This window comes from Bordetella sp. N (genome assembly GCF_001433395.1).
GTDB lineage: Bacteria > Pseudomonadota > Gammaproteobacteria > Burkholderiales > Burkholderiaceae_B > Bordetella_C.
In genome coordinates, this window is record NZ_CP013111.1 from 6,525,905 (window position 1) to 6,550,108 (window position 24,204).

A 24,204-nucleotide genomic window follows, 5' to 3' on the forward strand; every position below is an offset into this window, starting at 1 on the left:
GGTGTCCTAGCGCGCCGCGGGCCCGGTTGGTACAGATGGTTATCCGCGGGCGCCACTGTGGCGTGGCGCCTGCCGCTTGGGCAGGCCGCCGTCGGATTGACGGGGCCTTGGCTGTCAGGGCTGGATGGACGACGCGCCGGAGGCGATCTGCAGCGCCCGGGCCAGCGACGCGCGGATCATCTCCCCGTGGCCGAACTGGGGGAAAGTTTCGTACGTGGCGTCGGCGGACGCGGCGCGCAGCTTGTCCGCCATTTCCGCCACGACGGCGCGGGGATCGGGGCCTTTCATGTCTTTGCCGTCCTTTCCGTCCTTGCCGGCGGGCGGCATATTGGGATTGGTCCGGCCGTCCGCGCGAGGCTTGGTCCCCGCGAGGATGGCGACGCGCAGTCCGCTCGCCCGCGCGGGGTCGAAGGCGCGCCATTCCCTGACCAGGGCGCCTTCATGCCACCAGGCCGAGGGATCGCCGGCGATGTAGGTGGTGAAGCTGCGCGGTTGCGTGAACAGGACATGCAGGGTGAACAGGCCGCCGTAGGAGTGGCCCCACAGCATCTCCCGCTTGGGATCGAGCGCGGCCCGGGTTCGCGCCAGCGGACGTACCTGCTGGTTGATGAAGTCCAGGAACACGTCGGCGCCGCCGCCTTCGCGGCCGCGTTCTTGCGGCGCCGGCACCAGCTTGCCCTGGGCGTCGCGCACGGGTGGCGTGTAATCGTAGGCGCGCGACACCACGTCATTGCGGGTGTTGACGTCGTAGCCGATCGCCACCAGCACCGGCGGCTGGGCGCCGCTCATGGCCTGCAGGTCGGCATCGGTCAGGGTGGCCATCGCCGCGTTGCCGTCCAGCATGTAGAGGGCGGTATAGCCGCCGGCCGGTGCGGGTGTCTTGGGAATGGCGATTTCGATACGGTAGTGACGCTTGCCGTCGGCGGAATCCAGACGGTGCTTCTCGAACCGGTAGTAGGCCGATTCCCGGTCGGCCACCGTCGGGCCGACGGGTTCCATGCCACGGCTGATGCCGTTTTGCGCCGGGGCGCCCTGGCCCTGCGCGGGCGGCGGGGCGGCTGGCGGTGCCGCCGGCGCGGCCGCCGTCGCCGCCGTAGCCGCCGTCGCGGCCCTCGAAAATGCCAGTGCGATCATCATCGCCACGCTTGCTATCCGGTTCATGCATCACTCCATTTCAGGTCGCGTGGCGCCTTCGGCGCCACGCATCTAAAGGGGGTGTGTGGCGCCAGAGGGCGCCACACATTGGTTTGCAGCGGAGCCTGCGCGAGAGGCAGGGCTGCATCGCCTGTTGCCAGTGCACACATAGCCGCTCGCCAGATCCAACATCGCCCCTGTCAGGGCAAACGTCGCCCCTTACCAGGTCCCACAGCCCCCTTCCAAGCGTGTATGGCCCCCTGGGGGCCATACACAACGCTCCCCCTTGGCAGGGGCACTTCTTCCTACCAGGCGTAATTCAAATTCGCCGTCACGGACCGGCGCGCGCCGTAGTAGCAGCTCGCCACCCCCGAGCAACTCGCCAGATATTCCTTGTCCGCCAGATTGGTGGCGTTCAAGGAAAAGCGCAGGCCCTTCAGCGACGGGCTCACTTCGCCCAGGTCGTAGCGAATCGCCGCATCCCACAAGTTCACCGCGGCCATGTGATATTGGTTGGCCGTGTCGCCAAACAAGCCGCTGGTGTGACGCACCCCCGCACCGATGCTCAGTCCAGGCGCGATCGAATTGGGCAGGCGATAGTCCAGCCACAGATTGACCGTGCGCTTGGGCACGCGCGGCAACTGGTTGCCCTTGTCCGTGCTGTTGCTCTTGGTGACTTCGCTGTTCATCAAGGTGCCCGACGCGATCAACGTCAACCGGTCCGTCAACGCCAGATTGCCTTCCAGCTCCAGCCCGCGAACGCGCGCTTCACCGGTCTGCACGCTGCACTGGCTGCCATCGCACAGATGGGTGGGATCGGGATCCGGCGTGGTGATGTTCTGCTGGCGGATCTCATAAGCCGACAAGGTCACCATGCTGCGGCTGCCGGGCGCCTGGAACTTGAGGCCGGCCTCGACCTGCTTGCCTTCGGTGGGCTTGAACGGCGTGCCGGCATAGCCGACCCCGTTGTTGGGCTCGAAGGACGTCGCATAGCTGACATAGGGCGCGAAACCGCTGTCGAACAGATAGACCAGGCCCGCGCGCCACGTGTTGGCGTCGTCGTTATAGCCGGTCTTGACCCCCGTGCTGCGCACCAGCGAGTTGTCCTCCGACCAGTCGTGGCGCATGCCGAAGGTGGCGGTCCACCGGTCCCAGCGCAATTGATCCTGCATGTACACGCCGGTCTGGTTGCTGTCGGCGCGGCGCGACGGCGTCATGCTGCCCAGGGTCACCGGGCTGCCGTAGACGGGATTGAATACGTCCAGCGAGCTGGCCTTGCCGCTGGCCGACGCCACGCGGATGGTCTGCGTCCGATAGTCCGCGCCCGTCAGCAACGTGTTGCGCACCGGGCCCAGGTCGAAGTCGTACTGGACGTTGTTGTCGACCGTGAAGCCTTCGGAGCGGATCTCGTTGGCAGACGCCGTGCGCAGCAAGGTGCGGCCGTCCGCCTGCAGGTCGCCCGAGCGGTTCACGCCGCGATTGTCGGTGTCGACCCGCATATAGCGCAGTTTCTGGTTGAACTTCACGCTGTCGTTGAAGGCGTGGCTGAACTCGTAGCCGATCGACGACTGGGTGCGGTCATAGCGATTGAAGCCGGGCTCGCCCAGGAAACGGTTGGAGCCGAAATGACCGTACTGGGTGCTGTAGTACGTGCCATGCGCGGGCAGGAATTGATAGGTGCTGCCGCCACGATCCTGCTGGTAGCTGGCCAGCAGGGTCACGGTGGTCTGCCATGACGGGCGCCACGTCAGGCTGGGAGCGATCATCACCCGGTTGACGTCGACGTGGTCGACCTGCGTATTGCTGTGATAAGCCGTGCCCACCACGCGATACAGCCATTTGCCTTCCTTATCCAGCGGACCGCTGACGTCGCCGTTGAAGCGCGCCAGGCCGTTGTTGTCGGTGGACACGCCGACTTCGCCGCGCGCGTAATCGGTGGGGTGCTTGCTGACCGAGTTGATCAGGCCGCCCGGCGCGATCTGTCCGTACAGCACGGACGACGGCCCCCGCAGCACTTCGACCCGCTCCAGGCCATAGCCGTCGAACTGGGTGGCCGACGCGGTGGCGCCGCTGCTGCTGCCCGGCGGGCGCAGGCCGTCCAGATAGTTGTTGTTGGCGAAGCTGCCGGTGCGGAAACCGCGCACGGAGATTTCATCGACGCGGCTGTCGACGCCGTACCCGCCGATGTTCACGCCCGCGCTGTAGCGCAGGGCGTCGGCGGTGTTGGTGGCGCCCAGCATGTCCATCATCTCGCGGTTCACCACCGAGATCGATTGTGGCGTTTCCAGGATGGACGTGTTGGTCTTGGTGGCGGTCTGGCTGTCCAGGGACAAGGTGCCGATATCGCGCATGCCGTCGCCCGACACGGCCACCGAGGGCAGGGTGGACACGCTGCCGGCCGAGGGCGGCAGGGGTTCCAGGCGATAGCCTTCGCCGTTGGGATTGTGACGCGCGCGCAGGCCGCTGCCGGCGAGCAGGCGGGCCAGACCTTCTTCGACCGCGTATTGCCCATCCACCGCGGAGGCCTGGCGGTTCTCGGTCAGTTCCGGCGCCGCGATGATCGTGACGCCGGCTTGCTGGCCAAAGCGCAGCAGCGCTTCCCGCAAGGGCAAGGCGGGCATCTGGATGCGCACAGCCTGGGCACCGGCACTGGCCCCTGCCCCGGCCGTATTGGCGGCCTGGCCAGGCTGCTCGTTTTGCACCGCGGTCTGGGCGGCGGCATCAGTGGCCAGCAAGGCGGCCGGCATGCCGATGACACCGCTGAGGGCCAGCGTCAGAGCAGCAGCAAGAGGACGCTGGCGCGCGGCGGGCCAGCGGGTAACGGGATTGGAGAACATGGCGGTCTTCGTTGGGGATTGAGCCTGTGATGCAGGCCTACATCCGGTCATGACGAAGGTCCGGCGGCAATCTGCCTGGATGTTGCAACTGGTTTCAAATGAAGGGGCTGAATCGGGCGTGGACCTAGGCTTCCAACATGGCCCAGTAGCGCGTCCGATAGCGCAGCCGCAGACCCAGGTGATGGGCCAGCGCTTCCAGCACCCGGTCCGTATCGTGGATGCGGAAGGTGCCCGTGACGCGGCGTGCCGCCACGGCGTCGTCGCAATCCAGGAAGCCATGGCGGTAACGCGCCAGATGCCGCAGCAGATCGTCCAGCCGCATGTCGTCGGCGATCAGCACGCCCTGGGTCCAGGCCAGGTCGCGTTCGCGCCACGCCTGCACCGGCTGGAACCCACCGGTGTCGAAGCGGCGCGCTTCGCCGGCCTGCAGGGTGGCATCGGTATGGCCGCCGGCCACCAGCAGCGCGCTGCCTTCCTGCACGGCGGCCAGGGTTTCGGGCGGGGAACATTCCGGCAACTGGCGCAGCAGCAGGCGGGCGCTGTAGGGATCGACGTAGCCGTGCCGCGTGCGCAGGCGCAGACCCGCGCCGTCGCCGCCTTGGCGGTTGTCGACGAGCATCTCGCCGGCATGCAGCATGACCTCGATGCGGGCGGCATCGGCGCCCGGGCGGCGGTTCTCTTGAATGTCGATGGCGCTGCGGGTGTTCAGCATCAGGCGCGTGCCATCGGCCAGGGTCAGGGTGCGTTGCTCGCCCACTGCCGTGCGCGTCTGCGCCAGCCAGCCCTGGTCGCCGGCATAACGCCATGCCACGCTGCCCGTGGTCGCGGCCACGGCGCCGCCGCACAGCAGCTTGAGCGCCTGGCGGCGTCCGCGCCGGCTGGCGACGGCTTTCAAGGCCTGGGCGGCGACGATGTCGCCATTGCCGCTTTCCCGTGAGCCAGCGCCGTGCATCAGGCCGGGGACCCGTTGCTGCAGCTCCGTGTAGCGTTGCCATACCGCGGCGTGCTCCGGCGCGGCGTCATGCCAGCGCTGCCAGGCGGCGCGGGTGTCCGTGTCGACGCCCGCCTGCAGGCGCACCAGCCATTCGGCGGCTTCGGCGATGACGCGGCGGCTGCCGGGGCTGGCGTTGGGGCTCGAGTTTGGGCCGCTTTTGAGGCTCGAATTGCTTGCTGCGGTCATGAGTGCTGCTTGGCCTGGCTGAGGTCCGCTGGACGGTGAGGGGGCGGCTTAGCCATCGATGGCATCGTCGAAAGCGAGATATAGCCGCTGCCAGGCCTGGACCAGATCCTTCTGCACCACGTTCACGCTGACCTTCAGTTCGCGGGCGATGTCCGTGTAGGGCAGGCCATCGATGCGCGCGAGCAGGAAGGCGCGGTTCATCCGCGTGGGCATGCGGTCGAGAATGCGGCACACGTGGCTCAGCTGTTCGATCACCTGCAGCACGGCTTCAGGCGCGGGGGCGGTGGCTTCCGGCTGCAGGGCCAGGCTTTGCAGATAGGCCTGTTCCAGTTCGCGGCGGCGATGGCGATCGATCAGCAGGCGGGTGGCGATGGCCGTCAAATAGCCGCGCGGGCGGTCCGGGCAGATCCAGCGGGGCTGGCGCAGCAGGCGCTCGAAGGTGTCCTGCACCAGGTCAAGCGCGTCGGCGTGATGGCCATGCAGTTTGCGTCGCAGCAGGCCGAGGAGCCAGCCATGGTGTTCCCGGTACAGAGACGCCACGGCCGCGGGGCCGGCGCCGGGGAGGGCGTCGGGGGTGGGGGTGGGATGGGCGGATTCCAAAACGGGCTGCTGGCTTCGATGAGAATAAGAATGATCCTCAATTATAAGCACGTTGGCGGCTGGCGCCATCGCCAGCGGCGTTACGCCATCGCCAGCGGGGCCTGGTCTATCTCACCGTCCAGCGGCAGGGTGCCGGTGAAGGCGGAAACGCAGTGGCCGCCTATGTGGGCGTGCCAGGCGCCGTCCTGGGCCCGGGCGCGGGCGTGCAGGCGGCTGGGGCGCCGCATGTCGTCGCCTTGCGCGACCAGCAGGTCCAGATCCTCCAAACCGCGCAGGCGCGCCAGCAGGCAGGCCATGGCGGCGGTGGCGCTGCCGGTGGCGGGGTCTTCCGTCATGCGGCCGGTGAACATGCGGGCATGGACATCAGGTGCGCCGCGCGCCCCGTCCAAAACATAGGCATAGACGGAATGCGCCCCATCCAGGGGCAGCAGCCGCGCATACGCCGCGCGGTCCGGCCGCACCCGCGCCAGCGCATCGCGCGACGCAAGCTGCACCACCAGAAAGGGCAGCCCCACCGACACCACCCGCGGTGCATGGCTGTCGATGCGGATGTCCGACTCTTTCAAGGAAAGGCACGCGGCCGCCTGCGCCGCGCGAATCTGCGCGCGGCACGACAGCGTTTCCGGCGCGCGCAGTTCCGCGCCCACCACGCGGCCGTCTTGCCGCCATAGCTCGATGTTCACCTTGCCGGCGATTTCCTCGAACGTGAAGACGTCCGGCACCGGGATGCCCCGCGCCGTCATGTCGTCGGCCAGCGCGTAAGCCGTGCCCAGGTTGGGATGGCCGGCAAACGGAATTTCGCGATCAGGCGTGAAGATGCGGACCTGCGCGGTGTGCGCGGGATCGGCAGGCGGCAGGACGAAAGTGGTCTCGGTATACCCGAACTCTACGGCCAGGGCCTGCATCTGTCGTGTCGACAGGCCCTGCGCATCGAGCACGACGGCCACCGGGTTGCCGGCGAAAAGCCGGTCGGTGAAGACATCGATGGTGACATAGCGGCGCAGCATGGAAGACTCCGATCCTGAGGGCGGCGGGCCGCGCTGTACCGGGCCGCTCCGCACTCAGCGAGAAACAAAACGGATCATGTTGCGCCCGGACTGAATATCGGGACAGATACAGTTCAGGGCTTCTTCTGCATAACAGATGGCCGTTCCCGCGTGCGCGGATCAGCGCCTTGCGGCAGCGCGCCCCCCCAACGCCCGCTGCTTATCACCACCCCGACCCGCCGCCACCCCCACCGCCGTCCCCAGACGAACCGCTGTCGGACGATCCCCCGCTGGACGACGAGTCGCTGCCCGACCAGCTGCTGCTGGAACCCGGCGAGCCGCTCGACGACGACACCACCACCGGCCGCGGCGCCACGTCGCCGCTGATGGCACTCAAGGCACGGTCCGGGTTGTTGTCGTAGAAGTCATAGCCGCCGTACATGCCTTGCATGGCCTGCACCGCCGCCAGGCCGGCCACCGTGGCGGACAGGCCCGCGAAGGCCGCCGCCCATTTGTCGCCGACATCCAGCGCCATGGCATAGGGCAGGTAGCGCTCGTACACGCGCAGCTTCTCGTCGACGGTGCCCAGCGCTTCCAGACGCGGCTGTTCGGCCAGGGTCAGGTACTGCTTGAAGCCGTTGAGGCTGTCCATGATCTCGTGCCCTTCCTCGGTGTAGCCGCGCAGGAAGCGGAAGGCGCGCACCACCACGGGCAGCAGCAAGGCCGGCAAGGCCACGGACAGGGCGCGCAAGGGCGTGTTTATGTTCTCGACCACCAGCACACCGATGCCGCCCAACAGAAAAGGCAGGCCGAATATGATGAAGCCGATCAGCACCGACCAACGGAAGCCCGAGTTGAGGAAACTGGCGTACACCGCGATCAGGGTGACCATGCCCACCGCCAGGAAGGGCAGCGACATGATGGTGCCGCCGACCCCGCCCCCTTGGTCGGCCAGCGCCGCGATGCACACCACGATGTAAAGCAGCCACCACCACACGCCCCGCCGCGCGCGCTTGTTGTTTTCGGCGATGTAGGGGGAATAGAGGCTGTTCAGCGAACTCTCAAGCGTCACCTTGGCATCGCGCAGGCGGGTGGAGCCGGCCTGGCTGCGGTAAAAAGTCCTGGTTTCGCCGAACATCTTGTGCAGCATCGTGCGCAGCAAGGTGCTGCGTTCCAGGCCGCGCTTGCCTTCTTCATCGGGGTCGAGCAGGAAGAAGCGCGTCTCCTTGTTCGAGCCGCGCCTGCTTTCGTCGCGCTCGATGCGCAAGGCGCGCAGGGAGATCAACTCGATGATGCCGATCACGAAGGCCTTGCTGTCATTGCCCTTGCGCGCCAGGTAACGCACTCCGGGTGCGGAGATGCCATCGGGCGGCTCATACAGCGGCACGATATTGGGCCGGCTCTTGCGGCGCGTGCGGGCATAGGCCACGACGTAGTAGGCCACCATGAGCACGAAGCCGACCACGGCCACCAGCAGCGCCAGGTTGTCGCGCAACTGGTAATACACGCCGAGCCAGAGCGGAGGAGGCTGCACGATGCCCTTGGGCCAGGACACCGCGATGGTCAGTCCTTCTTCCCGGCCCAGCGGCCGGGTGTTCTCGAAGGTGACGGAACCCGGCTTGCTTTCCACCACGCGCGCGTTCTTGTCGGTCGCGCCCTGCGGACCCGTGTAGAAGTTGGTGCGCAGGATGGCGGCATTGTCCGGCAGATGCACGCGGGCGATCGCGCTGACGATAGGCAGGGTCCAGCCCGTCCCGGTGACGTTCCAATACAGTTCGTCGTGGTCGGCGTAGAAGCCCAGCTGGCGGGTGGTGCGGTAGCGGATCTCGAAGATGTGGGCGCCCGGCGCCAGCATGCGGTCAGCGCTGCCGATGCGGATACGCACGCCGTTGGACAGCTTCTCCAGCTCATAGGGTTCGGGCCGGTTGTCGCGCTTGACGTCCAGGACCTCGAAGCCCACTTCCACGCGCAGGCCATCCTTGGCCCGGTACAGCGTGGGGAAGTCGCGCAGGATGCCGCGCCTGATCTGTTGGCCCTGCGCGTTCACCAGCAGTCGTTCGGTCACCAGCAGGTCGCCGTCGCGCTGCACGTCTATGGTCGAGTCGAACACGCCTATGAGTTCGCCGGTGTACTGGCGCGTGACCAGGTCTCCAGTCTGGCTGGACAACTGGGCGGACGCGGGCGTGGACAGCAGCAGCGCGGCCATGACGGTGGCGACCACCGTGGCGAGTATGCCGAGCACCGTGCGGATGAAGATGGGCGTGCTGCGGCGCGCGCTGTCGTGTTGCGCGTCGGGCCGACCCGATGAGCGGGAGTTGTCCACCGGGGTTTCGCGCCGCTCCAGCCAGGGCAGCAGGCGGCGCCGGCGTGGGGTCTCCACGGCGGCGGGCGTGGTCAGGGAGCGGGCGTGGCGGGTGAAACGCAGGCGGCGCGCGCCGCGGGGAGCATCAGAATGAGACATGAGGCACCGCGGCGTCGGCCGGATTTTCCAGTTCGAAGTAGGGTTCCTGCTTGAAGCCGAAGCTTTGCGCCACCAGATTGGCGGGGAAGGATTCGACGCGGATGTTCTGTTCGCGCGCGGCGCCGTTGTAGTAACGGCGCGCCATCTGCAACTGATCCTCGATACCGCTGAGGTTGTCCTGCAGATTGCGGAAATTCGCGTCCGCTTTCAGGTCGGGATAGGCCTCGGCCACCGCCATCAGGCGTCCCAGCGCGGAGCCCAGCGCCCGTTCGGCGCGGGCCTGGTCCGGCACGGTGCCGGCGGCAATGCTGGTGGCACGGTGCGTGGCGATATCCTCGAACACGCTTTTTTCGTGCGTGGCGTAGGCCTTGACCGTTTCCACCAGGTTGGGAATCAGGTCCGTGCGGCGGCGCAGTTGCACCGAGATGCCGCTCCAGGCCTCGCGGGTCATATTGCGCAGACGCACCAGCGCGTTATACGTGACGACGATGTAAAGCAGCACGACCACTACGATGACGACAGCGATGATGGTCCACATGGCGGCGGACATGGCGGTTCCTCTTCTGTTTTCCCCGGGCCGCCAGATGGTACCAATCGAAGTTACGTGAAGAAACGATAAGCGGGGCGGTAAAGTGTCCGATTGTTACTTCGGATGCCTTTGTATGTGCCGTTGCCTGTGCCCTTCAGCGCGCCGCCAGCAGCACGACCGCGTGCAGCAACAGCCCGATGATGCCGCCCACGACCATCCCGTTGAAGCGGATGTACTGCAGGTCCCGGCCCATGCTCATTTCCAGCTCGTCGACCAGGTGCCGCTCGTCCCATCCCTTCACCGTCTGCGCGATGTGGTCGGTGACACCGATGCGCAAGGTGGAGGCCAGCCGCTCGGCGCCGGACAGCACATGCTGGTTGATGGCCTTGCGCAGTTCCGGGTCCTGGCCCAGATTGCGGCCCAGCGACATCAGGGTCTGCTCCAGGTGGCGTGCCAGCACGGAGTCCTCGTTGAACAGGTCGCGCTTGAGGCTGTCATGCACCTCGCGCCAGATGCCGCGCACGTAATCCTGCAATTGCGGGTGGTCGATGATGCGCTGCTTGAGTTCGTCGACGCGGGTCTGCAGGTCGGGGTCGTCGCGCAGGCGGCGCACATAGGCGCCCACCCACGCTTCGTAGTCGCGCCGCAGCGGATGCTCGGGTTGCGCCAGCACGTCGTGCAATTCGTCGAGGACGGCGCGCGCCAGACGGTCCGCCAGGCTGTCGGCGATGTCGTCCACCGACTTCACCAGATTGATGGCCTTGGCGATGCGCGGCCATTCCTTGCGTGCGTACTTCACCATCATGGCGGCCGCGCGTTCCTGCACGCCTTCATCATGCAGATAGGCAGCCAGACGCTGCAGCGCCTCGTCCAGCAGCACATGATGGCGGCCGTCGCGGCTGAGGACGGTGAGCACTTCGCCCAGCGTGGCGGCCGCGTTCCATTCGCGCAGCTTGCGCACCACGAAGGTCTGGATGGCGCCATGCACGGCCTGTTCGTCCAGCAGGTTCAGGGCGTGCACCGCCCACGTCCGGGCCGACCCCGCTACGACGCGGGCCTGGCGCGGATCCGCCAGCCATTGGCCCAGCCGCTCGGCCGGATCGAACACGCGGATCTTCTCCAGCAGCGTGGTCGGATCGAGAAAGTGATCCCGCACGAACACCGCCAGGCTGTCGGCGATACGCGCCTTGTTGGCGGGGATGATGGCGGTGTGCGGAATGGGCAGGCCCAGGGGGCGGCGGAACAGCGCGACCACCGCGAACCAGTCGGCCAGCGCGCCGATGGTGGCGGCCTCGCAGAACGCGCGGACCCAGGACCACGCGCCTTGCGCGCCCATCGCGATACTCAATGCGAATCCGGCCAGTGTCACGGCCAGCGAGGCCAGGGCCAGGTTTTTCATACGGCGCAGGGACGCCCGGCGTGGGTCGATCGGCAATGTGGCTCCTGGGGTGGCGTGTTGCGGATGGCTGCATGGTGCCATGGGACGCGGCGATGGCGCACGCCGCGGGTTCTTCAAGCGTGGCGCATCCAGTGCAGCGGTCCATTCTAATATCGGGCGCGGTCGCCTATCATGCCGGGTGACCGAGAACGGGTCCATGCCGCGTTCGCGCGGGCGTGGATGCATACGAGACAGTCGGAGAAATCAGCATGAAGACAGCAGTGATGGGCGCGGGCGCCGTCGGGTGTTATTACGGCGGCATGCTGGCGCGCGCCGGCCACGCGGTGACCCTGATAGGCCGGGCCAGCCATGTCGATGCCATGCGGCAGGACGGCTTGTATCTGGAAGCGCAGACCTTCCAGGAGCACATCTCCGTCGACGCCACCACGGAGGCTGATGGCGCGAGCGGCGCCGAGCTGGTGCTGTTCTGCGTGAAGTCGGCCGATACGGAATCCGCGGGCCGGGCCTTGCTGCCGCATCTGGCGCCGGGCGCCGTGGTGCTGAGCCTGCAGAACGGCGTGGATAACGCCGAGCGTTTGCGCGCGGTGTTGCCGCAGACCGTGGTGCCGGCGGTGGTCTACGTTGCCACCGAGATGGCGGGACCTGGCCATGTGAAGCATCATGGACGCGGTGAACTGGTCATCGGCGAGACGCCGGCCAGCGCGGGCATCGCGACCGTGCTGGAAGCGGCCAAGGTGCCGACCCGCGTGTCCGACAACGTGATGGGGGCCTTGTGGGCCAAGCTGCTGGTGAATTGCGCCTACAACGCCATGTCGGCGATCTCGCGGCTGCCTTATGGCGAACTGGTGCGCGGCGTCGGCGTGCTGGATTCCATGCGCGCGGTAATGGAAGAGTGCCTGGCGGTGGCGCGGGCCGATGGCATCACCGTGCCCGGCGATAGCTGGGTGGCGATCGAGCAGATCGCCAAGTCCATGCCCGGGCAGTTTTCGTCGACCGCACAGGACCTGATGCGGGGCAAGCCGACCGAAATCGACTATTTGAACGGCTACGTCGCGCGCCGCGGGGAAGCCCACGGCATCGCGACGCCCGTCAATCGTGTGCTGCACACCTTGGTGAAGCTACTAGGGAAATAGCCCCCCCGTACCCGCTTACGCGGGCCCCCCAGGGGGCGACACCGGCGGACTGGCAGAGCCAGCTCCGCGGTGTCCCCGATAGGCAGGAAAGCCAGATCCGCGTGTCCTCGATGGCTGGGGTTCTTAATGTTTGGCTTCAACCAAACAGCTTGGCGGCGGTCTGCGCGACCAGCGCGCCCTGGTGGCGCGCGCCATCCAGCTCATTGGCGCTGGGCTGGCGCGAACCGTCGCCGCCGGACAGGGTGGTCGCGCCATAAGGCGAACCGCCGGTCACTTCGTCCAGGGTCAACTGGCCCTGGAAGCTGTACGGCAGGCCGACGATGGTCAGGCCGAAATGCAGCAGGTTGGTGATGATGGAGAACAGCGTCGTTTCCTGCCCGCCGTGCTGCGAGGCTGTCGACGAGAACGCCGCGCCGACCTTGCCATTGAGCGCGCCGCGCATCCACAGGCCACCCGCCTGATCCAGGAAGGAAGCCATCTGCGAAGACATGCGGCCGAAGCGCGTGCCCGTGCCGACGATGATGGCGTCGTAGTTTTCCAGTTCGGCCACGGTGGCCACCGGCGCGGCCTGGTCCAGCTTGAAGTGCGCGCCGCGGGCAATTTCTTCCGGCACGGTTTCCGGCACTCGCTTGATGTCGACCTGCGCGCCAGCGCCACGGGCACCTTCCGCAATGGCTTCCGCCATCTTTTCAATGTGTCCGTAAGACGAGTAGTACAGAACGAGGACCTTGGCCATGACGGGGAACTCCTTTCGATCGGGTGGCGCTAAGCGCCGTAAGACGGGATGAACGCCGCGCGACAGCGCGACATCCGGATGTCTGAATAAACAATACTCCCAGCGTAGGGCTATCCGTCCTACAGGAGAAGCCTATATATTTCGATGGAATCCATCGAAAGGAACGATAGATGCTGGACGGTGTCTCCCTCGATCAGTTACGGACTTTCCTGGCAGCCGCCGAGGAAGGCAGTTTTTCCGCCGCCGGACGGCGGCTGCGGCGCGCCCAATCGGTGGTCAGCCAGACGCTGGCCAATCTGGAGGGCCAGCTGGGCGTGCAGTTGTTCGACCGCTCCGGCCGCTATCCGCGCCTGACGGAAGCCGGCAGCGCCTTGCTGGGCGAAGCCTGCGGCGTGGTGCGCGGCATGGAGGGCTTCAAGTCGCGGGCGCGCGCCATCGCCGAAGGGCTGGAACCGGAGCTGTCGGTAAGCGTGGACGTGATGTATCCCATGGCCACCCTCACCGTCGCGGTCGGTTCCTTCCGCGAGGCCTTTCCCCACACCCCCTTGCGCCTGTACGTGGAGGCGCTGGGCGCGGTGGTCAAACCCGTTATCGACGGCACCTGCCGGCTGGCGGTCATGGGGACGTTTCCCCTGGTACCGGCCGGACTGGAGTCCGAATATCTGCTGGATGTGCCCCTGGTAACCGTGGTGGCGCCGGGCCATCCGCTGGCCGCCATGCCGGGCCCCATTCGCGTGAGCGATGTGGAGCCGCACGTCCAGCTGATCCTGACGGACCGCTCTTCGTTGAGCGAAGGCCAGTCCTTCGGCGTGCTGTCGCCGTCGGTGTGGCGCCTGGCCGACCTCGGCGCCAAGCATGCCTTCCTGCGCGCCGGTTTCGGCTGGGGGCATATGCCGGCGCCGATGGTGCAGGCGGACCTGGCCAGCGGCGAACTGGTGCGCCTGGATCTGCAGGGGCTGCCGCCGTCGGTGGGGCGCCTGCCCATGCATGGCGTGTACCGCAAGGAAGCGCCGCCAGGACCGGCGGGCCGCTGGTTCCTCGATCAGCTCAAGCAGCGCGACTGAGCCGCGGCGTGCATCCCACACGTGCTCATCACCGTGTGCAACAGCTCGTGCACGACTGATGACGCATCACTTCTTGACGACACACTGCTGGCGCGCCGCATCCAGATGCACGGCCGCCGCGCGGGCGCGCGCCGCCGCGTCGCCCGGCTTGTCCGGCATCTTGCCGCTGGCCAGCGCGATCAACAGCGTATCGGGCATGGCGGCGGTGTAGGTGCGCGCCACGCAATCGCAATACGTCACACGCTGGGCAGTGTCCTTGGGGGCGTAGGGATCCAGCCTGGGCGTGTCCTTGAGCAGAGCCTGGCACTGCTGCGTGTTCCTGGCGATGGATTGCGTGCGCAAGGCCGCGACGTTCTGCGCCTTGGCCACGGGCATGCCCTGAGCCAGCAACAGCAAGCTTAGAAGCGACCCCAGCAGCAGGCCTGCGCCTCGTTGTTGTGGGCGGAAGTGGGTGGGGGACGGATGCATGAGTCCGGATTCCTGAGTAACTGTTTATATAGTCGACAAAATACTCCACACAGGTGGAGAAGAGCAGCCTGGGAATTGCACGAATTAACGCAAAAAATCTCGTTTAACCCTTGACCAATTTCGATGGCGAAAGGATTATCTTACGTGTCGCGACGGATTGTTTCTTTAGGCATTCAAAGGTTTGCATTCAGGAATACTAAGCATTTCTTGCTGTCTATCCGCTCCATGACCCAACCTGCTTGGGAGGAAATTCGTGATGAGACTTTTTGCTTGGAAGCGGCCTGCCGCTGGATATAGTCGCGTAAGCAAGGCTGATCTGGCAGGTAAGGTTGCCGCCATTAACAAGACGCAGGCCGTGATCGAATTCGATCTGGACGGTTATGTGCAGATGGCAAACGACAGGTTTCTCGAAACCTTCGGCTATACGTTAGAAGAAGTCGTCGGACAGCATCACTGCATGTTCGTCGATCCGGAGGAACGCGATACGCCCGAGTACGCGCACTTCTGGCAGAAACTGGCGTCCGGCCAATACGACAGTGGCCGCTATCGGCGCATTCGCCGCGACGGCCGCGAGGTCTGGCTGCAAGCCAGCTACAACCCCATTCTGGCGCCCGACGGCACGCCCATCAAGGTGGTCAAGTACGCCACCGATGTGACGCGAGAGCAACGCCGCAGCGATGACAGCGCGGGTCAACTGGCCGCCATCAGCAAGGTCCAGGCGATCGCCGAATTCGATCTTGACGGCACCATACTGGGCGCCAACCAATTATTCCTCAACGCCATGGGTTACGAGGAAGCCGAAATCCTGGGCCGGCATCACGCCATGTTTATGCCCCCGGAGGACCGCAAGACGGTGTCTTATGCCGAGTTCTGGCGCCGTCTGGGCAGCGGCATCCATGACTCGGGCCAATACCGCCGCATGGGCAAGGGCGGCCGTGAAGTGTGGATAGAGGCCAGCTACAACCCCATTTTCGACGCCGAGGGACGGCCCTTCAAAGTGGTGAAGTACGCCACCGACATCACGCGCCGCGTGCTTGCCGCGCAGAAGTTGCGGGTGGCCGTGCAGGGCCTGTCGGAAAACGCGGGCCGCGCGGCGCAAGCCAATGAGCTGGCGCAGGCGGCCTGTCAGGTGGCCGAGGCGGGCGGCCGCACCGTCAAGGACGTGGTGTCCACCATGGGCGCGATTTCCGACAGCTCCCGCCGCATCGCGGACATCATCGGTGTCATGGACGGCATCGCGTTCCAGACCAATATCCTGGCGCTGAACGCCGCGGTGGAGGCGGCGCGCGCGGGCGGCCATGGCAAGGGCTTCGCCGTGGTGGCCGCGGAAGTGCGCAGTCTGGCGCAGAACAGCGCGGCGGCGGCCAAGGAGATCAAGAACCTGATCACGACATCGGTAGAGCAGATCGAAAAAGGTGCGTCGCTGGTGCAGTCGGCCGGCAGCACCATGGACGACATCGTGGACTCGTCGCGCCGGGTGACGGAGATCATGGCCGAAGTGGTCGACGTGTCGCTGACCCAGTCCAGCGCCCTCGGTGGCGTGACGGAGGACCTTACGCAGATGAACGGTGAGGGCGGGCAGGCACGGCTGGCGCATCGATAAGTCTTACGACGCGGGGGCCGCGCTCAAGTACCCTCCCATTGTGACCGTCATGACGGGCGACACTATGTATTTGTAGTGTCGCCCGTTGCGTTTAGACTGCGGGAAACGCGCGGCGTCGTATCGCGCATCCCAGGCGGAGCATCCAGGAGACCACCATGGCCAGTTACCTGCTACTCGTAGTCGAACCCCCCGGCCAGCGCGCCGCCCGCAGTCCGGAGCAGGGGCGTGCCGCCTATGCCCAGATGGGCGAGTTCGCCGGCGCCCTGCAGGCGCGCGGCAAGCTGCTGGCTTGCGAGTCCCTGGCCACCGATACCGAAGGCGTGCGCGTGCAGGTGCGCGAAGGCCGCAGCCGCCTGATCGACGGGCCGTTCACCGAAGCCAAGGAAATGATCGGCGGCTTCTTCCTGCTGGACTGCGAATCACAGGAGGAAGCGCAGCGCATTGCCGAGGAGTGCCCGGCCGCGCAATGGTGCACCGTGGAGGTGCGGCGAGTCGCGCCTTGTTATGAGTGATCGCGCACAGGCCGCGGCGTTGACCAAACCTGCGATGTCGAAAAAGGCGGACCTGGATCGTCGTATCGATGAACGCCTGCCGGCCGCCGCCGCCATCGAGTCGGTGTGGCGCGACGAGGCCGCCAAGGTCATTGCCTGCGTGGCGCGCGTGGTGCGCGACGTCAGCCTGGCCGAGGATCTGGCCCAGGACGCGCTGGTGGCGGCCTTGGAACATTGGCCGCGCCAGGGCGTTCCCGACAACCCGGGAGCCTGGCTGATGACCACCGCCAAGAATCGCGCGCTGGACCGCCTGAGGCAGGACGCGCTGCATGCCCGCAAGCAGGAGCAGATAGGCGCCGATCTGGATGCCCTGGGGGCCGGCGTGGAGCCGGACTTCGTGGCGGCGCTGGATGCGGCGCGCCAGGATGTCATCGGCGACGACGTGCTGCGCCTTATGTTCGTGGCCTGTCATCCGGCCTTGTCGCGCGACGTTCGCGTGACCCTGACCCTGCGCCTGGTCGGCGGCCTGAGCACGGCGGAAATCGCGCGCGCCTTTCTTGCGTCGGAGGCCACCATCGCGCAGCGCATCGTGCGCGCCAAGCGCAATCTGGCGGAAGCCAAGCTGCCTTTCGAAGTGCCGGATGCCGCGGAGCGTGCACAGCGGCTGGACGCGGTGCTGGAAGTGATCTACCTGATCTTCAACGAAGGCTATGCCGCCACCGCGGGCGAGGACTGGGCGCGGCCAGCCTTGTGCGAAGAAGCCTTGCGGGTGGGAAGGCTGCTGATGCGCCTGACGCCGGACGACAGTGAAACCGTGGGCCTGCTGGCCTTGATGGAGTTGCAGGCGTCCAGGTTGGCGGCACGCGTCGATGCGCAAGGCCGCATGGTGCTGCTGGCGGACCAGGATCGCGGCCGTTGGGACAGTGCCGCCATCGACCGCGGATTGGCGGCGCTGGAGCGCGCGCTGACGCTGGCGGCGTCAACAGCGACCGCCACGTTGCCCGCATCCCGCGCGGGGCTCGGGTGCTACGCCATCCAGGCGGCCCTGGCGGCCTGCCATGCGCGGGCGCGGCAAGCCGAGGATACGGATTGGCCGGCCATCGTTGGATGGTATGACGTGCTGGGTAGCGTGGCGCCCGGGCCGGTGTTGCGGCTGAATCGCGCGGTGGCGCTGGGCATGGTCGACGGACCGGACGTGGCCTTGCGGGAAGTGGACGCGGTGGCCGCGGCCTTGTGCGACTATCCCTGGCTGCACGCGGTGCGGGGCGACCTGCTGCAGAAGCTGAACCGGCGCGCCGAAGCGCGCCGGGCTTTCGAACAAGCTGCCGCATTGACGGATAACGCGAGGGAACGCGAGCAGCTGGTGGCCCGCGCTTGCGCTATCTAGTGCATCAATGACCGGTCGAGTCGCCGCGGCGGCTGGTTTCGAACAGGAACCAGGTGCGCTGTTCGGTTTCGTCGATCCAGTTTTCGAGCAGGCTGGCGGACGCGATGTCGCCGTGCTCGTCGCACAGGTCGTGGGCAATGCGCATGGACGCGGTCAACTGCTTGTTGTCTTCCTGCAGTTCGGCCAGCATGTCGAGCGGCTGCACGTAGTCCGCATCGTTGTCCAGGATGCGCTGGCTGCGCGCGATGTGGCCGATGGAACGCAAGGTGGTGCCGCCCAGTTTGCGGACGCGTTCCGCGATGGGATCGGTCATGGCGAAGATTTCGGCGCTTTGGTCATCCAGCAGCAGATGGTAGTCGCGGAAGTGCGGGCCGCTGACGTGCCAGTGGAAGTTTTTGGTCTTCAAGTACAGCGCGAAGACGTCGGCCAGCAGTTGGTTCAGCGCACCGCTGAGGTCGCGGGTAGCCTTCTCCGTGAGATCGGACGGCGTGGCCAAGGGCGCCAGGCGGCGCTTGACCAGGCTGGCCTTCTTGGCGGATGCGGATTTGCTCGAGCTGGCGGGTTTTTTCATAGGGTCACCTGAGTCTGACAAGGGGATGACGAAAACAAAGGGATGAAGAAGAGGCGAAGCATGGCGTGGTGCCATCCGGTACGTCGGGTTCTCGAACCGGTAGCCATGTCGCAGTCTAGCTCGTCATGCGGCCTCAGGGAATAGCACCAAGGCGTTATCCGGCGCGAGGCCGGGCCCGCGCGCCGATAGGTGCGCTTCGCAATGATCCAGATCAAACCGGCCGGTCGTCAGCGGCGCGGCGCACGCGCCACCTCGGGCACTTCGGCCGGCGCGGCGATGTCCGCATTGGCGGCATCCACTGCATCCGCTGCCTCCATTGAATCCACCGCACCGTCCGGCAGCGCGGGGGCCGCGGCATCCTGCAGCCCGTCCGTCACGTCCTGGACATTCGACAGCGTGTCCGGTGACGGCGGGTCGGCATACGAGCCTGCATGAGGGCCTGCATTTGGCCCATCCAGGTTCAGCATCTGCGGCGTCAGCAGATCGGGCTGCAGCATATCGCCGGGCATGCCCAGTAATGGCGGTCCGGGCGTGTCCGGCAGCGGCGGCAGCGTGATGCTGCGCGGGCGCGGGCCGGCATAAGGCGTCAGCCATTGCGTCGTCGTCATAGCCTTGCCATTCACGACAGCGCTGTCTTCAGCGGCATGTATGGCGGCCACCATGTCCGCGCCTTGCATGACGAACATGCCGCTGTCACGCAAGCGCGCTCGCAGAGTGGGGAAGTCGCGCAGCATGGCGCCCGGGACGTTCGCCTTCAGATCGAAGCCGCGCATCATGTCGAGCACTCCCCATAAGGGATCGACGTTCAGCGTCCGATCAGGCTTCGGCCCCATCTGCACCGATGTATCGAGCGCGGCCTTGTCGCCTCGTGGTGATTGCCAGGTCACGCCTGCCAGCGTCAGGCGGGGCTGGTGCTGCAACAACGTCACCCCGGCGCGTGACAGGTCCGCGACGATGGTCGTGATCGCCTTGGACGACGCCTGTCCGAACACGAACGCGCTGCCGAGCAGATGCAGGTCGTTCAAGGTGCGCGTCAGCGCCACGCTATCCAGATGCTCCAGTCGCACATGGCCGCTGCCCAGTCCCAGCTCGTCCGGGCCGATTCGCAGACCGCCCACGCGATAGTCGACATCCAGCGCCAGGCCGCCGTCCTCCATTGCCACCAGACTGCGCCAATGCAGGTCGCGGGCTTCCCACGGCTGCACTGTGGCGCGGTCGTCCAGGTAAGTGTTACGCCAGCGCTTGACGTCCAGGGTCACCGTGCCTGGGCGTGGCAAGATGGCGCCGCTGGCGGCCAGGTCCACCGTCAGCGCAAGATCGGTCAGCGCGGTGGAAGGCGTGGCCGTGGCTTCGCCGGCCGTGCCGTTGCCATTCAGGGTCAGGCCATCGATGTTGGCCGTCATGCGCAGTGCGCCAGCGGGCTCCAGGCGGCCCTTGCCGGTGGCGCCGTGCCAGTTGATGAATTGGCCTTGCGCGGGGCTTTGCGTGCCGGAGCGCAAGGGCGGCATGCGCCATTGGAAATCGATCCCGCCGTGATAGTCGTAGCGGCCGTCGAGCGTGACCAGCGACAAGGGCTGCGGCAGGTTCAGTACGGCGGCCAGGGCGGGCGCCCCTTTGATGTCGATGGCGATGCGGCTCGCGGCCAATGCCGCTCCGCCGCGCGCGCCGGGCTTGCCGTCCAGCGAGCCCGCCGGACGCAAAGGGTAGGGCCCGTGCTCGATGTCGACGTTGATCCAGGCCAGCGCATAAGCCCCGCTGGGCGGCTTCAGCACACCTGGCAACATTGGCGGGCGCACTTGCAGCACATAGCGTGCATGCGAAGAGAACAGTCCGCGGTCGTAGCTTTCGGTCTCGATGGCAAGCGGGACACCGGGCAGGGCCGCGTGCAGCTGTTCGTTGGCGCTGTCGATCAGGGCCACGCTGGCGCGCTGCGCGCGTTTGCCGATGTACCAGGCAACCTCCGTCCAGCCGGCGCCCAGCAGGACCACGAAGGCCAGCAGGCCGGCGGTGGTCTTCATGGTCTTGTTCATGGGCAGCCTGCTCGCCGGTGTCCTGCGCGCGCGTCCTTTTCCTTCATTCCGCCGCGTCGTCCTTGCGCGGTCGACGCGCCCGCGTCGCCGTCTTGCGCGGCGCGCGCTTGGTGGCGGCCTTGTCGGCTTGCTTATCGGCAGCGTTGTCGGTGGCGTTGTCGGCGGCCGCGGGGGCGGCGGGGGCGGCGGGAGCCGCCTTGGCAGCTGCCGCGGCGGCTGCCGCGGAAGCCGCTGCCACGCGCTCCGATATGCTCAGTGCGGGCACCTTGCGGGAAGATCCGCGCCGGCTCGCGCCGGTGGACTTGGCCGCGCGGGCCGGCGCGGCAGGCGCCGCGTCCGACGCAGCGGCAGGCGTTGCAGCAGACTTTGCGGCAGGCGCCGCGTCCGACGCAGCGTCCGACGCAGCGTCAGCGGTCGCGGCAGCTCTGTCGGCACCGCGTACGCCGTCCTCTTGCGCCGCCGGCGTGCGCCGGCCAGAAGTGCGTCGGCGCGAGGTGGACTTGGCGGCCGGCTCGGCGGCGTTATGCTCGGCGTCCGTGGCGACCACGCCGCCTTCTTGCTGGCCAGTCTCTTGTCGGGCATTCCCTTGCCGACCGCCTCGACGCCGGCCTCCGGTGGCGCGCTCCGCGCCGCCCTCTGCATGATCAGCGGCGTCATCCGCGAACGGATTGTCGGAATGGCGGGCGACGGGTGTAAACAACTCCCGCTTGACCGGAGCGGGCACGAACACGTCTTGCGCCGACGTGGCGGATTCGAACGGGTCGGCCGACGGGTTGTTGGCGCGCGCGGCTTCCTGCGCGGCCTTCTGCGCTGCGGCCTTGGCCGTGCGAGCGGGAACCGGGTGCGGCTTGCGGTTGGGCTTGGCCGTGGCGTCTTGCGCCGCCGCCGTGTCTTGTGACGCCGCAGCGTTTTGCATGGCCGGCGTGGGATCGTCCATCAGTCCGGTGTCGGCCGGCGCATCGACTGGCCAGGGTGCGTCCTGCGCGTCCGTGGCGAGCATGGCGACGACGTCGGTGTCGCTGCTGGGCGGCTGGGGCGACATCGTGTCGGCCTGCGCGGCGGGGCGACGGTCGCGATTGCCGCGACCGCGGCCGCGCGAGGAGCGCGGCGCGTCACCGCGGCTTTCCTGGCGGCCGTCTTGCCGACCTTCCTGGCGACCTTCCTGCCGGCCATCCTGGCGGACTTCTTGTCGCCCCTCTTGCCGACCGTCCTGCCGTGCATCCTGCCGGCCGATCTGGCTATCCCCTTCGCCGCCCTGCGCGTTATCGCCCGCGCCGGCATTGCGATAGACGAACGTGCCCGATTTCTCATCGCGGCCGATTTCCAGCAGGCCCCGCGCGCGCGCTTCTTCAAGCAGGTTGCCGAAGGCGCGGAAGCCGTAATAGGACTCGTTGAAGTCAGGCTTGCGGCGCTTGATGGCGTCCTTCAGCGCGGACGCCCAGATCTTGCCGCTGTCGCCGCGTTCGGTCGCCAAGGCGTCGAAGGTTTCAATGGCCAGCTCGACAGCCTTGCTGCGCCGCGCATCGCCTTCCTCTTTGCGGCGCCGTTCGTCTTCGGGCGAGCGGCGGGGAGCCGTGTTGTCACGGGCATCGCGGCGCGCCGCCGTACGCTGGGTCTCGCGGACCAGGTCGTCATAGAAAATGAATTCGTCGCAGTTGGCGATCAACAGGTCCGACGTGGACTGCTTCACACCGACGCCGATGACGTACTTGGCGTTTTCGCGCAGCTTGGAAACCAGCGGCGAAAAGTCGGAGTCGCCGCTGATGATCACGAAGGTGTCGAGGTGGGACTTGGTATAGCAGAGGTCCAGCGCATCGACCACCAGGCGGATGTCGGCGGAATTCTTGCCGGACTGGCGCACGTGGGGAATTTCGATCAACTCGAAGTTGGCCTCGTGCATGGCGGCTTTGAAGCCTTTGTAGCGGTCCCAGTCGCAATAGGCCTTCTTGATCACGATGCTGCCCTTGAGCAGCAGCTTTTCCAGCACCAGCCGGATATCGAGCTTTTCGTAATTGGCGTCGCGCACGCCCAGCGCGACGTTCTCGAAATCGCAGAACAGCGCCATGCTGACGTTTTCGTGGGATGCAGCCATTTCTTCTCCAGGGCGGTCGGCAAGCCCGGCCGGTATGGCCGGGGTCGAACGTCCGCCGATCGCCTATTGTCGCTTAAGTCTGGCGTTTTGCTCGAGCGCCGGGCCTTTTGTTCGATGCCGGCGCTATCATCGTCCAGTCAGCGCCGGTCCGCGGGCCGCGCGTGGCAACACCAGACATCGTCGCCGCAACTCGTCGCTACACCTCGTCGCCCACATGCCAGATATCTCCATCGCACCTGTCACGCAAGCTACCGCCACCTTGCCCGCCGCCCCAGGCGCCGGGGCCTTCCCCGACGCGGCGGCCCCCCTCGATGGCGCGGCGTGGCGCGCGCATTTTCCCGTTGCCGGCGACCTGGCTTATCTGGACCATGCCAGCCTGGGCCCGACGCCCCGCCTCACCGCGCAGGCCGTCGCCGCCAGCCTGGCCGAGCAGGGCCGGCGCGGCTCTCTGGCTCATCCGGGCCTGCACGAGATCGCCGACCTGGCCCGGGCGGAGTTCGCCGCCCATATCGGCGCCGCGGTGGATCAGGTGGCGCACGCGGCCAATGCGTCGGCCGCCGTCAGCCTGCTGGCGGCGGGTCTGCCGTGGCAGGCCGGCGATGAAGTCGTCGTGCCGGCCATCGACTTTCCGTCGGTCGTCCTGCCCTGGATGACCCTGCAGACGCGTGGCGTGCAGGTGCGCGCCGTGCCTTGCGTCGATGGCCGTGTCGAGGTCGATGCCTTGCTGGCCGCCTGCAATGACGCGACCCGCGTGGTCTGCGTGTCCTGGGTTCAATTCAGCAGCGGCTGCCGCCTGGACCTGGCGCGCCTGGGCACGGCCTGCCGCAAGCGCGGCATCCTGCTGGTGGTGGATGGCGTGCAGGGCGTGGGCGCTTTGCACATCGATGTGGCCGACCTGCCCATCGATGCCCTGATCGTTCATGCGTACAAGTGGCTGCTGGCGCCGCAGGGCGTGGCCTGGCTCTACGTGGGCGAGCGCCTGGCCGAGCGGCTCACCTTGTCCGCGGCGGGGCCGCGCAGCCTGACGCCGCGTGATTCCTATTTCGATCACCGCTTCGAACCGCGCGCGGGCGCGGCCCGTTTCGAAACGGGCATCCTCGGTTTTCATGGCATCGTGGGTGCCCGCGCCAGCCTGGCCTTGCTGCGGGCGGCGGGAGCCGCGCGCGTGGAGGCCGCGGTGCTGCGGCACGCCGGCCATTTGGCGCGGGGTCTGCTGGAAGCCGGTTGCGATGTGCAAGGCGGGGCGGATCGGCGCGATTTCCAATCCGGCATCGTCGTGTTCCGCCATCCCCGCCATGATGCCGCGGCGTGCCGGGCCGCGCTGCTGCGCGCCGGCGTCGTCACCGCCGCGCGCGAGGGCCACGTGCGGGTCGCGCCGCACTTCTACAATACGGACGCCGAGATCGAAACCCTGCTGCGCACGCTGCGCGACCTGTAGCCAACGGCTTAGCGGACTCAGCGAACTCGCCGCCCGAATCTGAATGCAGGCTGAAAAATCCGTCC

Annotated in this window: 19 protein-coding genes; 6 read left to right on the forward strand and 13 right to left on the reverse strand. The window is 67.0% G+C overall.

The window, feature by feature from the left end; translation table 11 throughout:
- Window positions 1–114: 114 nt before the first annotated feature.
- The 8 genes from ASB57_RS28190 to ASB57_RS28225 all read right to left on the reverse strand — a co-directional run bounded on the left by ASB57_RS28190 (window position 115) and on the right by ASB57_RS28225 (window position 11,207).
- Window positions 115–1,161: an alpha/beta hydrolase gene (locus tag ASB57_RS28190; RefSeq protein WP_231755278.1), complete on the reverse strand. Its 1,047-nt coding sequence runs from the start codon at window positions 1,159–1,161 to the stop codon at window positions 115–117.
- Window positions 1,162–1,439: 278 nt separating this feature from the next.
- On the reverse strand, window positions 1,440–3,971 hold the full coding sequence (locus tag ASB57_RS28195; protein ID WP_057655211.1) for a TonB-dependent siderophore receptor: 2,532 nt from the start codon (window positions 3,969–3,971) through the stop codon (window positions 1,440–1,442).
- Window positions 3,972–4,095: 124 nt separating this feature from the next.
- The gene (locus ASB57_RS28200) at window positions 4,096–5,151 is read right to left on the reverse strand and encodes a DUF4880 domain-containing protein (RefSeq protein ID WP_057655212.1); all 1,056 of its coding nucleotides are present in this window, start codon (window positions 5,149–5,151) and stop codon (window positions 4,096–4,098) included.
- Window positions 5,152–5,199: 48 nt separating this feature from the next.
- Entirely contained in the window at window positions 5,200–5,751 is a 552-nt protein-coding gene (locus ASB57_RS28205) for a sigma-70 family RNA polymerase sigma factor (RefSeq protein WP_231755279.1), read from the reverse strand.
- A gap of 80 nt (window positions 5,752–5,831) precedes the next feature.
- Window positions 5,832–6,758: a PhzF family phenazine biosynthesis protein gene (locus ASB57_RS28210; RefSeq protein WP_057655214.1), complete on the reverse strand. Its 927-nt coding sequence runs from the start codon at window positions 6,756–6,758 to the stop codon at window positions 5,832–5,834.
- A gap of 202 nt (window positions 6,759–6,960) precedes the next feature.
- Complete coding sequence (locus ASB57_RS28215; RefSeq protein ID WP_057655215.1) at window positions 6,961–9,198, reverse strand: DUF2207 domain-containing protein; 2,238 nt, start codon at window positions 9,196–9,198, stop codon at window positions 6,961–6,963.
- A complete protein-coding gene (locus tag ASB57_RS28220; RefSeq protein WP_197424874.1) occupies window positions 9,185–9,748 on the reverse strand; it encodes a LemA family protein in 564 nt (187 codons plus the stop codon). The genes ASB57_RS28215 and ASB57_RS28220 overlap by 14 nt, the downstream gene beginning before the upstream one ends.
- Window positions 9,749–9,881: 133 nt before the next feature.
- The gene (locus tag ASB57_RS28225; protein WP_057655217.1) at window positions 9,882–11,207 is read right to left on the reverse strand and encodes a DUF445 domain-containing protein; all 1,326 of its coding nucleotides are present in this window, start codon (window positions 11,205–11,207) and stop codon (window positions 9,882–9,884) included.
- Between the two features lie 167 nt (window positions 11,208–11,374).
- On the opposite strand from ASB57_RS28225, the gene ASB57_RS28230 reads away from it, so the two are divergent.
- On the forward strand, window positions 11,375–12,259 hold the full coding sequence (locus ASB57_RS28230; protein ID WP_057655219.1) for a ketopantoate reductase family protein: 885 nt from the start codon (window positions 11,375–11,377) through the stop codon (window positions 12,257–12,259).
- Between the two features lie 136 nt (window positions 12,260–12,395).
- Here ASB57_RS28230 and wrbA read toward each other — a convergent pair whose 3' ends face one another.
- On the reverse strand, window positions 12,396–12,995 hold the full coding sequence (wrbA, locus tag ASB57_RS28235; protein WP_057655221.1) for an NAD(P)H:quinone oxidoreductase: 600 nt from the start codon (window positions 12,993–12,995) through the stop codon (window positions 12,396–12,398).
- Window positions 12,996–13,165: 170 nt separating this feature from the next.
- Between wrbA and ASB57_RS28240 the strand changes: the two genes are divergently transcribed.
- On the forward strand, window positions 13,166–14,059 hold the full coding sequence (locus tag ASB57_RS28240; RefSeq protein ID WP_057655222.1) for a LysR family transcriptional regulator: 894 nt from the start codon (window positions 13,166–13,168) through the stop codon (window positions 14,057–14,059).
- A gap of 66 nt (window positions 14,060–14,125) precedes the next feature.
- Here the strand turns inward: ASB57_RS28240 and ASB57_RS28245 are convergent, their stop codons facing one another.
- Window positions 14,126–14,527, reverse strand: a complete 402-nt coding sequence (locus ASB57_RS28245) for a hypothetical protein (protein ID WP_156414296.1) — start codon at window positions 14,525–14,527, stop codon at window positions 14,126–14,128.
- Window positions 14,528–14,783: 256 nt separating this feature from the next.
- Here ASB57_RS28245 and ASB57_RS28250 point away from each other — a divergent pair, with 256 nt between their 5' ends.
- The 3 genes from ASB57_RS28250 (at window position 14,784) to ASB57_RS28260 (ending at window position 18,008) form a co-directional block, all read left to right on the forward strand.
- On the forward strand, window positions 14,784–16,130 hold the full coding sequence (locus ASB57_RS28250) for a methyl-accepting chemotaxis protein (RefSeq protein WP_082621898.1): 1,347 nt from the start codon (window positions 14,784–14,786) through the stop codon (window positions 16,128–16,130).
- Window positions 16,131–16,285: 155 nt separating this feature from the next.
- Window positions 16,286–16,642 (forward strand): YciI family protein, encoded by a 357-nt coding sequence (locus ASB57_RS28255; RefSeq protein ID WP_057655230.1) that lies wholly within the window; start codon window positions 16,286–16,288, stop codon window positions 16,640–16,642.
- Window positions 16,643–16,676: 34 nt separating this feature from the next.
- Entirely contained in the window at window positions 16,677–18,008 is a 1,332-nt protein-coding gene (locus ASB57_RS28260) for an RNA polymerase sigma factor (RefSeq protein WP_057656521.1), read from the forward strand.
- A gap of 4 nt (window positions 18,009–18,012) precedes the next feature.
- Here the strand turns inward: ASB57_RS28260 and ASB57_RS28265 are convergent, their stop codons facing one another.
- The 3 genes from ASB57_RS28265 to ASB57_RS31830 form a co-directional block, all read right to left on the reverse strand.
- Window positions 18,013–18,579: a Dps family protein gene (locus ASB57_RS28265; RefSeq protein WP_057655233.1), complete on the reverse strand. Its 567-nt coding sequence runs from the start codon at window positions 18,577–18,579 to the stop codon at window positions 18,013–18,015.
- 227 nt (window positions 18,580–18,806) lie between these two features.
- A complete protein-coding gene (locus tag ASB57_RS28270) occupies window positions 18,807–20,609 on the reverse strand; it encodes a YdgA family protein (protein WP_057655235.1) in 1,803 nt (600 codons plus the stop codon).
- A 43-nt stretch (window positions 20,610–20,652) separates the two neighbouring features.
- Window positions 20,653–22,701, reverse strand: coding sequence for an NYN domain-containing protein (locus ASB57_RS31830; protein WP_369822768.1), 2,049 nt, complete (start codon window positions 22,699–22,701; stop codon window positions 20,653–20,655).
- 214 nt (window positions 22,702–22,915) lie between these two features.
- Between ASB57_RS31830 and ASB57_RS28280 the strand changes: the two genes are divergently transcribed.
- On the forward strand, window positions 22,916–24,139 hold the full coding sequence (locus tag ASB57_RS28280; protein ID WP_057655236.1) for an aminotransferase class V-fold PLP-dependent enzyme: 1,224 nt from the start codon (window positions 22,916–22,918) through the stop codon (window positions 24,137–24,139).
- Window positions 24,140–24,204 lie beyond the last annotated feature (65 nt).

What these genes read in the sequence shown, in the direction of transcription:
- ASB57_RS28190 (WP_231755278.1), bottom strand. Translation starts at nt 1,161, where the DNA reads ATGAACCGGATAGCAAGCGTGGCGATGATGATCGCACTGGCATTTTCG.
- ASB57_RS28195 (WP_057655211.1), bottom strand. Translation starts at nt 3,971, where the DNA reads ATGTTCTCCAATCCCGTTACCCGCTGGCCCGCCGCGCGCCAGCGTCCT.
- ASB57_RS28200 (WP_057655212.1), bottom strand. Translation starts at nt 5,151, where the DNA reads ATGACCGCAGCAAGCAATTCGAGCCTCAAAAGCGGCCCAAACTCGAGC.
- ASB57_RS28210 (WP_057655214.1), bottom strand. Translation starts at nt 6,758, where the DNA reads ATGCTGCGCCGCTATGTCACCATCGATGTCTTCACCGACCGGCTTTTC.
- ASB57_RS28215 (WP_057655215.1), bottom strand. Translation starts at nt 9,198, where the DNA reads ATGTCTCATTCTGATGCTCCCCGCGGCGCGCGCCGCCTGCGTTTCACC.
- ASB57_RS28220 (WP_197424874.1), bottom strand. Translation starts at nt 9,748, where the DNA reads ATGTCCGCCGCCATGTGGACCATCATCGCTGTCGTCATCGTAGTGGTC.
- ASB57_RS28225 (WP_057655217.1), bottom strand. Translation starts at nt 11,207, where the DNA reads ATGGCACCATGCAGCCATCCGCAACACGCCACCCCAGGAGCCACATTG.
- ASB57_RS28230 (WP_057655219.1), top strand. Translation starts at nt 11,375, where the DNA reads ATGAAGACAGCAGTGATGGGCGCGGGCGCCGTCGGGTGTTATTACGGC.
- wrbA (WP_057655221.1), bottom strand. Translation starts at nt 12,995, where the DNA reads ATGGCCAAGGTCCTCGTTCTGTACTACTCGTCTTACGGACACATTGAA.
- ASB57_RS28240 (WP_057655222.1), top strand. Translation starts at nt 13,166, where the DNA reads ATGCTGGACGGTGTCTCCCTCGATCAGTTACGGACTTTCCTGGCAGCC.
- ASB57_RS28245 (WP_156414296.1), bottom strand. Translation starts at nt 14,527, where the DNA reads ATGCATCCGTCCCCCACCCACTTCCGCCCACAACAACGAGGCGCAGGC.
- ASB57_RS28250 (WP_082621898.1), top strand. Translation starts at nt 14,784, where the DNA reads ATGAGACTTTTTGCTTGGAAGCGGCCTGCCGCTGGATATAGTCGCGTA.
- ASB57_RS28255 (WP_057655230.1), top strand. Translation starts at nt 16,286, where the DNA reads ATGGCCAGTTACCTGCTACTCGTAGTCGAACCCCCCGGCCAGCGCGCC.
- ASB57_RS28260 (WP_057656521.1), top strand. Translation starts at nt 16,677, where the DNA reads ATGTCGAAAAAGGCGGACCTGGATCGTCGTATCGATGAACGCCTGCCG.
- ASB57_RS28265 (WP_057655233.1), bottom strand. Translation starts at nt 18,579, where the DNA reads ATGAAAAAACCCGCCAGCTCGAGCAAATCCGCATCCGCCAAGAAGGCC.
- ASB57_RS28270 (WP_057655235.1), bottom strand. Translation starts at nt 20,609, where the DNA reads ATGAACAAGACCATGAAGACCACCGCCGGCCTGCTGGCCTTCGTGGTC.
- ASB57_RS31830 (WP_369822768.1), bottom strand. Translation starts at nt 22,701, where the DNA reads ATGGCTGCATCCCACGAAAACGTCAGCATGGCGCTGTTCTGCGATTTC.
- ASB57_RS28280 (WP_057655236.1), top strand. Translation starts at nt 22,916, where the DNA reads ATGCCAGATATCTCCATCGCACCTGTCACGCAAGCTACCGCCACCTTG.